We start from the raw sequence: 13,071 nt of genomic DNA, 5'->3' as shown, positions 1-13,071 counted from the left end.
AGGCTCAGAAGGCGTGGAGAGCTTTTGACCCGAAGCTGCCGAACCGCAACCCGCCGCGAACCGGCGCAGCGGGTTGTTTGTGCCTTTCGGAAACCGCGAGGGGATCCGTCAGGCATAAGCGGGTTGGCGCTCAACCATCATATACGCGCCACTTTGGCCGCCGCCGGGTACACGTGGCGATACCGCCGCCGGGCAAGACGGCGGATCATCGTCATCGTCCCTGCCGGTAAAGCGCCATCGACGCGGCGATCCGTTGATGCGCCGGCCGCAGCGATCAAACGCCATGTTCCACGGCATTGCCCGACGCGAAAGACCCCGGCCGGCGGAGCCGACCTGATCCAGCGCCTTCAGGCATCGCAAGATATCGTCGACGGGGACGATCTTGCCATTGTCCAGTTTACGTAGGGTGGGGTGATTTTCGACGGCATGCACGTCCGACGCCCATGATGCGAGCAAGGCGCGCTTTTCGTCCAAGCCCATGCGTGGATGCGTGAGCACATCGCCCGGACTGTCGAGAAGGCAAAAAAGACCCTCGAACAGTCCGACGCGCCGGGTTGCGGCGCGGTATGTTTCAGACTGCTGATTCATCTCCAATCTCCGCAATCAAGGCCTCCCGACCGAAGCCGGGAGGCGACCGCAGTGTTCGTGTTGAAATATCGGCGTCAGGCAACCTTACGCGGTTTCTCGACGTCCTGGATGATCTGCTTGCTGACCGCCACAGCGTCGCCAGGGCCGATGTTGATGCGGCGAGGCTTCAGTTCCTCGGGGATTTCCCGCACGATCTCGACGCTGAGCAAGCCATTCTCCAGGGACGCAGCCACCACCTTCATGTGGTCGGCCAGCTTGAACACGTGTCTGAAGTTGCGCAAGGCAAGGCCCTGGTGCAGCACCTGACGCCCCTCCGTGTCGGTGGATTTCTGGCCGACAACCACAAGTTCCGGGCCATTCTGCGTCAACTCCACCTCTTCGGAACTGAAGCCGGCAATAGCCATGGCGATACGGTAGTCGTTTTCACCGGTCTTCTCGATATTGTAAGGCGGCCAGTCGGTCCTGGCGCTGTTTTCGAGCATGTCGAAAAGACGATCGAATCCGACGGTGGTTCGATAAAGCGAGTCAAAGGTTCTCATAGCCACATTCTCCTTGAAGCAACATGGGTACAAGGTGCGCCGCCCAACGGCGCCGCCCGTCGTCGAGCCATACAGCCTCGACGGCGGACGATTTGGGAAGCGTCGAAAACAGCTTCAAGACCCCTGCGCAAAAAAATTTACATGCATCTTGATGGCGTGAAAAACCAGTTGCCAGAAGGGGGACGACGGTTTGGATATCATCTCTGCCACGGAGCAGCATTGCGGCATCGCCTCCGGGAGGACCGGATGGTCGACGCGATGAGTATCGACAAGGTCAGGCCATCGGGCATGGGCAAATTCGAATGGGTGCCTGCATGGCTCAATGGCCGTTTCTATCCCTGCATCAGCAATTCATTCCTTGGGCGTTCGGTCGGATTGCATCCTCGACGGATACAACAAAAAGTTGAAATTGCATTTTCCAAAACCAAAAGTTGACGTAGCCATGGAAGCAGGATATGAATTTGCCTGTCGATATTGCTTGCCGAGCTTTGGTTATCGCGCGTTTGGCACCGCGCCCTGAACGAACCTTCCCTTCAAAATCGTCATCGTCACAAACGGCTTCGCTGTTGCGTTGCCGTCGTTAAATACTGCTATGAAAAGGGTTCATCATGACCACTGGCACAGTTAAATGGTTCAATTCCACCAAGGGCTTCGGCTTCATTCAGCCTGACAACGGCGGCGCCGACGCCTTCGTTCACATCTCTGCCGTCGAACGCGCCGGAATGCGCGAAATCGTCGAAGGTCAGAAGATCGGCTATGAGATGGAGCGCGACAACAAGTCGGGCAAAATGTCGGCCTGCAATCTCCAGGCCGTTTGATCGGTTCAGCTTTCCTTTGACCACGGATGTACTGGCACTGTTGAAAGCATGAGACCAAGCGAGGTCAGGCGAAGTTGCCTGACCTTTTTTATGTCCGGCCGACCGACCCATTTTAATTCGCGTGCGCATCGCTGCACCTTGTCGATGGCCGTCAAGATCAAGGAGATCTGGATGACCGAAACGACGAACGAGCTTCAGACGATCAACACCGCTTGGCAGATCGCCATCCAGGAAATCCTGCGAATGATTGTCCGCGATATTTACAGGACGGGCGACGAAGCAGCATTCAAGTCCCATATCAAACGCATCGAAGAGGCTGCGGTAGACAGCATTTACACGGGGCTGATGCTGCGTGGGACCGACGAATGGACGGAGACTCTCGTCAAGGAAAAGGCGAGCAACTTTGTTACCACGCTTCTGACATCCTTCACGTTCGATCGGGCTTAGTAATTTGACGACGGCTTAGGCCAGCGGCCGCCCGCGCAGTACACGGCGTCATTCAGATCGAGCTGATTTTCAGCTCCAGAGAATCGCTCAAACCAGTGATTCAAATCTTGCAGCGTCGACCGGCCGACCGAACAGAAATCCTTGCCCGAAATCACAGTCCATGTCGCGCAACAGCGTGCGTTCCACCTCTGTCTCGATTCCCTCGGCGACGACATGAAAGCCGAGTTCCCTGGAAATCCTGATGATGGACTCGATGATGACCCGCTTGGAACGGCTTTGCGCTAGTCCTTTGACAAAACCGCGATCGATTTTGATCTCCGTGAGGGGGAAGTCTTCGAGATAGCGCAGATTGGCGTAGCCGGTTCCGAAGTCGTCGATGGACAGGCCGACGCCCAGTTCGCGCAGGTGTCTCATGATCGACAGCATTTCCGCGGAACTTTCCACCATCAGGCTCTCGGTGAGCTCTAGCTTGATCCATGCAGCATCGGCGCCGCTGGCGGTGAGCACATCGGAGACAAATTTCGGCATGTCGCGAAGCTTGAACTCGAGAGGCGAGACATTGAACGAGAAGACTATCGGCACTTGTCGGTCCCGGTTCACGCGCGCGGCAAAGTCCGCGACGGTGCGAAGACCTCGGGCGCCGATATCGAGTATAAGACCCGTATCTTCGGCATGGCCGATGAACTTGTCCGGCGACTGCATCCCAAACAGCCCATGGTGCCATCGCAACAGGGCTTCGGCACCGACAATCGTTCCCGTGGCGAGGTCGACCTGCGGCTGGTAGTGAAAATCGAACTCGTCATGTTCCAGGGCCTGCTGCATTTCGCTGGTCATGCGCAGTCGGTTTCGGGCACGCTTATCGTCCTCGGAACTGAATGCGCAGATATCGAGGAACGCCGACGACTTCGACCGATGCAAAGCGGCACCGGCACGACGAACCAGCGTTATGGCGTCCGTCGTCTGGTTGCCAACGACATAGCCCGTCGCGAAACGGATCCTGATCGTCGCGCCCGCAACGAGATAGCGAGGCGCCAGGGACTGCCGGATCATTTCGATTGCCGCTTGGGCCTCGTCGGCATGGCCAAGCGGCTGAGCGAGCGCAAACTCATTGGATCCCGTGCGGCAGATCAGTGCAGCGCCTGTGTTGGTCAGGCGTCGGGCAATCTGCATCAGCACCTGGTCGCCAACGTCATATCCGTACCCTTCGTTGATGTCATGGAAACGAGCCATGTCGATCTTGACAAGCAGGATCGGCCGTTCCCCTTGACGCAGCAGGATGTCGACGTCCTCGACGAAGGCGTATCTGTTGAGAACACCGGTGAGCATGTCGGCGCGGGTGCTCTGGGCAATTTGCGCGGCGGCGACCCTGCTCGCCGTCACGTCCCGCATCAGTCCGATATAGTGCGTCGGCTCACCACCAGCGATGCTCATTGGCGCGAGGCGGAGTTCGTTCCAGAACCAGCTACCGTCCTTGCGGTAGTTCTTCAGCGTGACGGCAACATCCTCACGCCGCGCGATGGCTTCGCGAATGGACTGGATTTCGGGTTGAAGGCGATCGCTGCCTTGCAGGAAGCGGCAGTTTCTCCCGATCAGTTCGTCGCTGGAATAGCCGGTGATGTCCTGGAACGCGCGGTTGACGTAGACGAGCGCCATACCCTTTTCACGCAGATCGCTGATGGCCAAACCATCCCTCGATAGATCGGGCAGCCGGGCCGCGATCCCTTCCGGCACGCCATAGCGGCGCGGGTTCGCGACCGCCGTACTGCGGATCAGATTGCCGAACCCGGCCTTGAAAATCTCTGTCATGTTGGGGCCGCGGCTGATAGTGTCCGGAGATGCATGCCCCCATAGATGGCCAGCTATCGCGCATATTCTACTGGCACGATCAACAGGTTCCGTAACGGAATGGCCGACGTGGCGTGGGCCGCCGTCGGCTGCGACTGATTTAGTGGCTCAGTGACGTACTCGTACGCCCGGAAAGCGGCATCGACATGAACGATGAGCCTGCCCACGCGCTCCGCAAGTCCGGCATCCGCGTCATGGGCGAGATGTCCTGGGGCACACACATCTGCGTCTTCTACGAAGCGGAACAGGACCTGCTTGCCACGAACGCTTCCTATTTCGCGGCCGGGCTGGAGAACAACGAGTTCTGCATCTGGGCGGTCTCCGACCCGATCGACGCAGAGACGGCGAAGGATGCGCTACGGCAATCCATCCCCGACATCGATGCGCGCCGGATGGCCGGCCAGATGGAGATCATTGCTGCTACGGACTGGTACCTTCCGGGCGGCGAGTTCGACATACAGCGCATCACCGGCGGCTGGAATGAGAAGCTGAGCGCAGCGTTGGAACGGGGCTATGCCGGGATCAGAATCAGCGGTAACGCATTCTGGATCGGGACCAGCCACTGGCAGGAGTTTTGCCAATACGAACATGAACTCGACCACTCGCTGGCGGGTCAGAAGATGCTCGTTTTGTGCACTTATTCCCTGTCGAAAAGCAGGGCCGTGGACCTGCTCGATGTCGCGCGAGCGCATCAATTCACCATCACCCGACGAAACGGAGAATGGGAATTTCTCGAGACGCCGGAGCTCCAGGCCGCCAAGCAGGAAATCAGGAGGCTGAATGGCGCACTGGATATCCTGGCGGACACCGACCGCGCCGCTTTCACTGCCCGCGAGCGTATCGTACTCGCCCAAATCGTCAGGGGTTATTCGAGTAAGGAGATTGCCCGCACCTTGAAAATCGCCCCGCGAACGGTCGAGTTCCACAGGGCCAATCTTCTCAAGAAAACGAACGCACGAAGCACGGTCCACCTCTTGCATATGGTTCTTGGCGGGTAGCACAAGTCCGGGGTTGCTCTTGCGATGGGAAGCTGGACTTTGTCGCCGATTGCAACTGCAAAGATTTGACTATGACTGCCATCACGGGGGGCAGCTCCATGCACGCCAAAAACCAATTGCGAAGCTCAGGAGATATGGCTTACAACTGATTGCATAGTGCAATCGGATTTCCTGCGGGTAAGTCGCGCAAGGAAGGTGTGAGCATGGCCAGGCTTGTGTTCGGAATGAACCAGTCGCTGGACGGTTACGTCGACCATACGGGATTCGCGCCAGGCCCTGCGCTGTTTCGCCACTTTATCGAGGAGGCGGAGCGGCAGGCGGGCAGTGTGTACGGTCGGCAAATGTATGAGGTCATGCGTAACTGGGACGACGATCATGCTGAATGGAAGGCGGATGAGCACGCCTTCGCGGCGGCGTGGCGCAAGCAGCCGAAATGGGTCGTCTCGATGCTTGCAATCGCCGCACAATGTATTCAACGAACGCGTAGACGGCTGGATTAGACCCGACAAATCTTGATAGGCTGCCGGTCTGGAGATCGCACCATGAAGGAGGTCGAAAAGCTCGCAGTCGAGGTTGTTGCGACCGGCCTCGGCTGGCCCGAGGGCCCGACGGTGCTGCCTGATGGTCGCGTTGTCATCGTCGAAAGCTATCGCAGCCAGCTAACGGCGATCGATCCTGACGGAACTGCTCGGCAGTTCGCTTATGTTGCGGGAGCGCCCAATGCCTGCGTTCTCGGTTCGGATGGCATGCTCTATGTCTGCCAGAACGGTGGGACGACCGGACCCTGGCGGGCGGCGGAGATGACAACGCCATCGATCCAGCGAGTTGCCGAAGGCGGAAAGCCGGAAATCCTGCTGACCGAAGTTGCGGACATTCGGCTCAATGGTCCAAACGATCTGGTATTTGCCGCAGATGGCCGGCTTATCTTCAGTGATCCCGGCACGTACAATCCGGGGAATCCGGACCCCAGCTACATCTTTGCCGTCAACCCCGACGGCAGTGCGTACCTTGCTCTCGGCTTCGACGAGCCGACCTTCCCGAATGGAGTGGCGATCGAGGCCGATGGCTCCATCGTTTGGGGCGAGTCCTACACCGGGCACGTCAAGCGGAAGCGCCCGGATGGCAGCGTCGAAGACCTTGGCCGGTTGCCTGGGGTCAATCCGATCCCGGACGGCCTGAAGGTCGGTGCCGATGGCCGCCTTTATGTCACAGATATTGCCGCTAACGGCATTCATGTGCTGAAGCCGGACGGCACAGCTGAAGGTTTCTTCGTCTGCGGCAAGGCAACGACCAACTGCGTCTTCTCTGGCGAGATGCTTTGGGTGACAAATGCCGGTGTGCTGGCGACGGGCAGCGACCCCTCTTTTGAGGGTACGCTCTGCCGCGTAAGTGTTCCGGGTGGCGGAGGACCGACGCACTACGGTCGCATCGGCGGCAAGAAACCGTGAGAAGCATCTCAACCGTCCCGAACATGGGCCCTCGGCTCAACGGCGGGGCCGGCGTTGCGGCATCGCCTGCTTCGCGGGCTGCGCTAAAGCGCCTGTACAGCGTGGCCGCGGTCCGCGACGCCGCGCGGCAGACCTTGCCGCGTCCGGTGTTCGACTTCGCCGATGGGGGCGCCGAGGATGAGCGAACGCTGCGCCGCAACGAGCAGGCTTTCAACGAGGTTGCCATCCTTCCGCGCCCCCTCAACGGTGCAGCGATACGGGATCTCTCCCTTGACCTCTTCGGCGCGAAGCTTGCCATCCCGCTCGGCATCGCGCCGACCGGCTTGGCCGGGCTGTTCTGGCCCGACGGCGAGTGCGCGGCAGCACGAGCGGCGGCAGCCGCCGGCACGTTCTACTGCGCCAGCCACGGCTCGGTCTGCACATTGGAGGACATAGCGGCCGTCGGGACGAGCCCGCAGTGGATGCAGGTGTTCGTCTATACCGATCGCGGCTTCACCCGAGAGATGGTGGATCGGGCGAGTGCCTCAGGATACGACGCGCTGGTGCTCACCGTCGACAATCAGATGCTCGGCAACCGGGAACGCGACATCCGCAACGGTTTTTCTATCCCGCCACGCTTCGGTGTGGCAGGGACGCTCGCGGCCGCCACCAAGGCGGCGTGGCTGCTGCGTATGCGCACCCGGCTTCCGAAACTGACCTTCGGCAACTACGTGCGTCCCGGCGAGACAGCGACGGTCGGCGCGCTGGCGGGCCGAATGGCCGCACTGCTCGACCCTGGGCTCTCCTGGGCCGACATCGACTGGCTGCGCACCGTTTGGTCTGGACCATTGCTGCTGAAGGGTATCCTGCATCCCGCCGAAGCCGCCGAGGCCGTGGCGCGCGGAATCGACGGCGTCATCGTGTCAAATCATGGCGGACGCCAGCTCGACGGCGCCGCCGCATCGCTGGACGCGCTGCCGGCGATCGTCGCGGCTGTCGCCGGGCGCATACCAGTGCTGATTGACGGCGGCATCAGGCGAGGCTCCGATGTCGTCAAGGCGCTGGCGCTTGGCGCCTCCTGCTGTCTGATCGGCCGGCCACAGCTATGGGGGCTGGCGGTCGCCGGCGAAGAGGGCGTGCGACACGTGCTCGAACTCTACCGCAAGGAGATTGACCGGGTCATGGGGCTGATGGGGGCACGGAGCCTTAGCGACCTCGGTCCAGACTGTCTTTCGTTCGTTCAAGCTACGAGGCTTCCACATGATTGAAGACCCGCCGCTGCTCACCATCAAGCGCCGTTTCGAACGACCCGCGGCAGAGATTATCCTTGCCTTTTCGGGTGTGCCCGTCAGCCAGGTCGTAGACGCCATGGGCGGGCGGGGGGGCCTGCACCATGCGATCAAGCCGCTATCGCCAGGTACGGCGATGCTGGTCGGCGTCGCCATGACCTGTCAGTGCGGTCCCTCTGACAATCTCGCGCTGTTTGGGGCGCTGGAAGTCGCCGTAAGTGGCGATATCATCGTAGCGGCCACCGACAGCTTCGCCGGTGCGGCGGTGACTGGGGATCTGGTGCTCGGCATGGCGCGCAACAAAGGGGTCGCCGGCTTCGTGACGGACGGCCTCGTGCGCGATGTTGTTGGGATCGAGGCGGTCGGGTTGCCGGTTTACTGTGCCGGGGTCATCGCGAACTCGCCGGCGCGCAATGGTCCAGGCACAGTCGGATTTCCCGTGGTGCTGGGAGGCGTGACTATCTCGCCGGGAGACGTACTGGTCGGCGACCGCGATGGCGTCGCCGTGGTGCCCCGCCTGGAGGCTAAGACAGTGCTGACGCGGCTCGCCGCTATCAGTGCGGCCGAGCAGGCACTTGATACCCTGGTGCGCCAAGGTCTGGAAATGCCCGACTTCGCCAAAGTCGTCCTCAAGTCTGACAGGACGCGCTTCGTTGACTGAAATGGGTCGCGGAATTGCAAAAGAGATTTGAGGACAACATCATAGCCGATGAGGTGACGCCGACTGCCAGCTCGCGGAGGGCTCAGCCCAACAAGACGTAATCTACGCGGCGCGCCGTTGGGGCAAATGGAGACCCGAGCGGGCTCGACGAGGGTCGACGGCAGTCACGATGCTGTGGTGGTGATCGCAGTAGACGCGATCAGGCGAAGTTGGCCCGGCACAAAAACGGTAGCCGCCAGGCACTGACGGGTCTTCGCTCACCGGGAAGCGGCACTGATATACGCCGAGCTGAATGAGGGGGACGTCTCTCGACGTTAGTCTGATATTTTCAGGCATGATGGTTTCCAGGTTCCTTTATTTCATAGCCATTGCCGGCTGGCGACCGCAGTGCGACGTCGGGCGAGCTTCTCTCGTTTTGGAGGGCTGTGGATCACCATATGGTGCTTGTCGCGCCGTCAATGAAGCCCGACGCCCCGCTTCTGAGGCGAATAGTTTGCGACTTAAGGCCACACCTGCGAGGTTAAGAAAACACGGGCAAAGTGCCGTCGTAGGGCGCCTCGGCCGGGGTTTGTCCTTGGCGGAGGTGTAGTGGCTTTGTGAGCGCGCGCCGCCGTTCACGTTCAGGACCCTGATTGCCGCCGCTCTCGCCCCAAAACCCAGACCGCTCCGAAAGACGGAGTTCGACCCAACGGTGACCTTTTTCATTGTCGGCGTTGCGAATGGCAGCAATGCGCCTTGGGTCGTTCGTACCGCTTCGACTGAGTACCGAAAGCGGACATGTCGTGGAGCTAAAAACTAATGGTCGTTCGGAACTGCTTAGCCGCTGTTAGCCATTCTTTCTTGAACGTTGCCTGGGTAAGGCGGACATTCTAACTTTGCTCTATTCTTTACGATTCTGGTGCGTGGGGCGCATCGCCACGTCATGGGCGCCGGTGCTGGGTCGGCGGGGGCCTTTAGGCCTTTCCAAACCACCTGATAATGGTCGAGCGTCATCTTGTGGCTTCCCGTCCGAACCCAGCAGCTTTGCGGCCCCCGAAGGCGGCATAGGCAGGACGGCGTGTGACAATTGGGGCGCTACGCAGTTGCTATGACGGCGCTCAGGTAGAAGACCGTGAGACAGGTTTCTAGGCTAGCTGGCGACATTTGCTCGCTTGCGCAAAGCAACTTGCAAATCCGGTTTTTCACCAGGAAATTTTGATCGGGCACCCAAGCCATTCGTCACATCTTCATAGAGCGCTATTGGACGCGGGTGTCCCACGAGATAACCCTGAATCTCGGGACATCCTTCCGTCATCAAGAAAACACGCTCGTCTTCTGTTTCAACGCCCTCTGCGATGACAGGCAAGGTCAGCGCGTTTCCCAAGCTGAGAATCGTTCGTACGATGGCGGCCGACTGGGCATTCGAGTTGACGCCAGAAACGAAACTGCGATCAATCTTGATCTTGTCGAATGGAAACGCCTGTAGCGAGGAAAGGGAAGCATATCCGGTTCCAAAATCATCCATGGAGATCCTGACGCCCAATGCCTTCAATCGCCGCAAAACCGACAACGCGGTTGCCCGATCACGGATGAGAACCCCTTCGGTGATTTCCAGTTCCAGGCGTCCCGGCGTAAGGCCGGTCTCGTAGAGGATCGAATGAACGAGCCCCACCAGGTCCCCGAAACGGAATTGCACAGGGGAAAGATTGACGGCGATTTGCAGGGGCGCGGCCCAGGAGGCGGCCTCCTTGCATGCCTGCCGGAGCGTCCATTCACCTATTTCAACGATCGTGCCATCCTGTTCAGCAAGGGGGACAAACGCCGTCGGCGAGACGAGTCCAAGTCTTGGATGGTGCCACCGGGCGAGTGCCTCAAAACCAAAGATTTCGCCGTCTATCCGAGCTTGCGGCTGATAGTGGAGCACAAGTTCGCCATGTGCGATTGCCGAACGCAAATCTCGCTGCAAGGCGTAACGTTCTCTGAGCCGCCTGTCCATTTCAGGATCAAAGAACTGCAGCATTCGACGACCGTCCGCCTTGGCACGGTAGAGAGCGGCGTCGGCATTTGCCATCAAAGCCGCGGCACTCTCTCCGTCGCTCGGATAGATCGCCGCGCCGATGCTCAGCCCGATGGAAATGTGCTGGCCCCGGATTTCGAATTCGCCTGCCACCGATTCGAACATACGGTCGGCGACTCCCTGGGCTCCAGCGGGCTGTTCACCCATAGCCAGGACAAGTGTGAATTCGTCACCGCCCATGCGGGCGACAAAGGCTTCGGGCGCTGCAGTTTCAAGGCGCCGGGAGATGGCGCACAGAAGATCGTCGCCGGCCGCGTGCCCAAAAACGTCGTTGGCCTCTTTAAAATGGTCAAGGTCGATGCTGAGAATGGCAAAGTTGCCGTGCAATGCTTTCGCCTGCTCAAGCGCCCTGGCCAGGTGCGCTGCAAGAGCGGTGCGGTTCGCCAGACCGGTAAGCGGGTCGTGATGGGCAAGATGCTCGATTTTCTCGTGCCGTGCCATAAGTTCGGTGCGCGCTACGTGCATATTCTCACGCGCCTCGTCCAGGCCGTGGGCGGCTTCTTTCACTTCATCTTGAAGGAGGTTGAAGCTTTCAGCCATCTCTCCGAGTTCGTCCCGAGAGTTTACCCTCACCGGTAAGATGTTCACAGAGGCGTGCGCCGCTTCCAGGTCTCCTCGCCCCAGAGCAGCCATGGCGAGAGAGAAGTCCTTTAACGTTCCGGATGTCAGACGCTTCGCTGCATTGGTCACCTCGCTTGCCGAATGGGTAATCATTCCCGGCAAAACCAGGCCGACGCTGATGGTCAATAGCGCGACCACAACAAAAATGTCCTCCAGCGCTGCGATCAGTGGAGCTTGCACGTGGGAAACGCTGCTGATTGCCAAGAAATAGCCAGCACCGTCAAGCACGAGCACAAAAAGCATGGCTCCAGTAAGCTTCAGGTGAAGCGTGCGCGCCAGCAAGGGTAGACCCAGTGCGTGCCGATCCTCCATGGCGCGCCACGCGTAAAGCGCAGCGCCCGAATATGCCAACGCCAGACCGAACAATACTGTAGGAAGGCCAAACTGCTGGAATCCCAGTACGGCGGTCAATAACCATATTGCCGCCGCCCCTAAGCCAAGGACGATCGTACCCCTGGGAGCACGGAAGGGTCGCTTGGCATCGGCATGGTCTCGGCGCAAGAGCCAGACTGCGATGTTGGGCATGCAGATGCTAATCAGATAGGTAAAATTGGCGGCAGCAATCATCCAGAGCGGGTATCCGCAGAGCATGAAACCGATGGCGGCGCCAGCGGTGAGCAGGGTTGCCGCCCATGGACAATCCGTTGCGGTGCGGCTGGCCAGGAACCTCGGCAGCAGGCCGTCCTCGCTCAGTTGCGCAAGGGTCCGCGCGGCGCCCGCCAAGGGCTGCAACGTTCCATGAAACATGTTCAACATGATGAACCAGATGGCGGCGGCTTTGCCAAAACTGCCCAATAGGGGAGCAAACGTGGGGCCGAGGACCACCGCGAGGTCCGTGCCGAGCGGCCCTGGCCCAAGCACACCCAACCAAACAACCGGCAGGACGAAGAAATAGATGCCGGCCATTCCCGCGCTGGCCAACATCGCGCGAGGAATATTGCGATTAGGGTCGATGGTTTCGCCAACATGGCAAGCTGCGGCCTCAAACGCCGGCGCGGCGAATCCGATCAGATATAGTCCTGCCATTACCGACGTGATGTTGCCGAACAGCCCGGCAAACGGACTTGTCAGCGTAAAGTCAGTCGCCTGCCGCCAGTCAACCGCGCCGCTAATGATCGGGATAAAAGATGACAGAAACGCAAGCATCGCGGAGACTGTGGCGATCGGCATCGCCAGTCGTACCACCCACTTGATTCCACACAGGTTGACCGCCGTAAAAAACCCGATGAGCGCGCAGGCGACCGCCTCCACCGGGAGGTCCGGCAGGTACCATTGCTGGATTGCGGACGCTGAAAGAACCGCAGTCAGTCCGCACGTTGGGACCCAACCCCACCAGTAGCATGTGCCTGTCAAGGCCGAGAGGACGGGACTGTAGGGCCGGAAAGCTTCCGCGCACGCTGCAGAGATACCGCCAACGCGGTTTGGCCACATGAGAACCAATTCGGTCCACGCCGGCGCCGCAGCCCAACTAAGAAGCAGACCAACAACGAGCAACGGGACCGCTGCGCTTCCTTGACCGGGAATATTCCCTTGGCCGACAAAAAGGGCGGCGATCAGAAAGAGGCTTTGATTGCTGCCTCCCATCGCGAGCGCCGTCGTACCCGCCCATCCCAAGGTTCTTGGGTGCGGTCGACAAGGAGTGACGTCACGCATTCTGACGGGTCCATTCCAACGCGGTAGGCTTTCGAAGCGCGACCGGGATTGAGTAATCGCAGGCGACGCAATCGGATATCGTCTGTCTAACCCAGACAGGTACGGTGAGCTTGAAGTATTAAGATTCCG

The 13,071-nt window shown here is 59.8% G+C and carries 11 protein-coding genes and 1 pseudogene; 8 read left to right on the top strand and 4 right to left on the bottom strand.

Going from position 1 to position 13,071, the window contains the following annotated elements:
* Positions 1-108: 108 nt before the first annotated feature.
* Positions 109-588 (bottom strand): hypothetical protein, encoded by a 480-nt coding sequence (locus AC56QX_RS32475; RefSeq protein WP_497112623.1) that lies wholly within the window; start codon positions 586-588, stop codon positions 109-111.
* Between the two features lie 74 nt (positions 589-662).
* Positions 663-1,127: an Hsp20 family protein gene (locus tag AC56QX_RS32470; RefSeq protein WP_497112622.1), complete on the bottom strand. Its 465-nt coding sequence runs from the start codon at positions 1,125-1,127 to the stop codon at positions 663-665.
* A 141-nt stretch (positions 1,128-1,268) separates the two neighbouring features.
* Here AC56QX_RS32470 and AC56QX_RS32465 point away from each other — a divergent pair, with 141 nt between their 5' ends.
* The 3 genes from AC56QX_RS32465 to AC56QX_RS32455 all read left to right on the top strand — a co-directional run bounded on the left by AC56QX_RS32465 (position 1,269) and on the right by AC56QX_RS32455 (position 2,392).
* On the top strand, positions 1,269-1,562 hold the full coding sequence (locus tag AC56QX_RS32465; protein ID WP_497112621.1) for a hypothetical protein: 294 nt from the start codon (positions 1,269-1,271) through the stop codon (positions 1,560-1,562).
* A gap of 173 nt (positions 1,563-1,735) precedes the next feature.
* Complete coding sequence (locus AC56QX_RS32460; protein ID WP_027145347.1) at positions 1,736-1,945, top strand: cold-shock protein; 210 nt, start codon at positions 1,736-1,738, stop codon at positions 1,943-1,945.
* 171 nt (positions 1,946-2,116) lie between these two features.
* Positions 2,117-2,392: a hypothetical protein gene (locus AC56QX_RS32455; protein ID WP_202326307.1), complete on the top strand. Its 276-nt coding sequence runs from the start codon at positions 2,117-2,119 to the stop codon at positions 2,390-2,392.
* A gap of 87 nt (positions 2,393-2,479) precedes the next feature.
* On the opposite strand, the gene AC56QX_RS32450 is transcribed toward AC56QX_RS32455, so the two are convergent.
* Complete coding sequence (locus tag AC56QX_RS32450; protein WP_497112620.1) at positions 2,480-4,075, bottom strand: putative bifunctional diguanylate cyclase/phosphodiesterase; 1,596 nt, start codon at positions 4,073-4,075, stop codon at positions 2,480-2,482.
* Positions 4,076-4,383: 308 nt separating this feature from the next.
* Between AC56QX_RS32450 and AC56QX_RS32445 the strand changes: the two genes are divergently transcribed.
* From AC56QX_RS32445 to AC56QX_RS32425, 5 genes and pseudogenes are all read left to right on the top strand, one after another.
* On the top strand, positions 4,384-5,235 hold the full coding sequence (locus tag AC56QX_RS32445) for an MEDS domain-containing protein (protein WP_497112619.1): 852 nt from the start codon (positions 4,384-4,386) through the stop codon (positions 5,233-5,235).
* 203 nt (positions 5,236-5,438) lie between these two features.
* Positions 5,439-5,681: pseudogene (locus AC56QX_RS32440) on the top strand (dihydrofolate reductase family protein); the annotation flags it as partial.
* A 96-nt stretch (positions 5,682-5,777) separates the two neighbouring features.
* Positions 5,778-6,683 carry an SMP-30/gluconolactonase/LRE family protein gene (locus tag AC56QX_RS32435; RefSeq protein ID WP_497112618.1) on the top strand — a complete coding sequence of 302 codons (906 nt, stop codon included), beginning with the start codon at positions 5,778-5,780 and terminating at the stop codon, positions 6,681-6,683.
* A 101-nt stretch (positions 6,684-6,784) separates the two neighbouring features.
* Positions 6,785-7,930 carry an alpha-hydroxy acid oxidase gene (locus AC56QX_RS32430; RefSeq protein ID WP_497112617.1) on the top strand — a complete coding sequence of 382 codons (1,146 nt, stop codon included), beginning with the start codon at positions 6,785-6,787 and terminating at the stop codon, positions 7,928-7,930.
* Positions 7,923-8,612 (top strand): RraA family protein, encoded by a 690-nt coding sequence (locus tag AC56QX_RS32425; protein ID WP_497112616.1) that lies wholly within the window; start codon positions 7,923-7,925, stop codon positions 8,610-8,612. Before AC56QX_RS32430 ends, AC56QX_RS32425 begins: the two co-directional genes overlap by 8 nt.
* Positions 8,613-9,741: 1,129 nt before the next feature.
* Here the strand turns inward: AC56QX_RS32425 and AC56QX_RS32420 are convergent.
* Positions 9,742-12,873, bottom strand: a complete 3,132-nt coding sequence (locus tag AC56QX_RS32420; protein WP_497118002.1) for an amino acid permease — start codon at positions 12,871-12,873, stop codon at positions 9,742-9,744.
* Positions 12,874-13,071: the final 198 nt, after the last annotated feature.

This window comes from Mesorhizobium sp. RCAM 06353, from assembly GCF_059683585.1.
The sequence above is the reverse complement of the archived record's forward strand: the minus strand, read 5'-3'. Positions and strand labels throughout refer to the sequence as shown.